1 protein-coding gene is annotated in these 230 nt (G+C 65.7%); it reads right to left on the bottom strand.

Annotated features, from left to right (window positions below; genetic code table 11):
* Positions 1-230, bottom strand: a 230-nt coding sequence (locus MO867_RS23185) for a TRAP transporter large permease subunit (protein ID WP_252473512.1), incomplete at both ends; no start/stop codon positions are given.

Genomic DNA, 230 nt, shown 5'->3' with positions numbered 1-230 from the left:
GCCCGAGCCCGCCGTGGAAACGTCCCACCAGCGAGGTGGCGAAATGGATCAGTCGCTTGCCCAGCTCGCCCCCCATCATCAGGCTGCCGGACAGCATGAAGAACGGAATCGCCAGTAGCGGGAAGCTCTGCGTCGGCTGAAAGATTTTCACCACCGCGGCCACGGCCGGTATGCCGCCGACGGTGATAGCGGCCAGGCCGGAGCTGATGACAAGCGCATAGCCCACCGGC

The organism is Microbulbifer okhotskensis (assembly GCF_023895975.1).
Classification (GTDB): Bacteria; Pseudomonadota; Gammaproteobacteria; order Pseudomonadales; family Cellvibrionaceae; genus Microbulbifer; species Microbulbifer okhotskensis.
The sequence above is the reverse complement of the archived record's forward strand: the minus strand, read 5'-3'. Positions and strand labels throughout refer to the sequence as shown.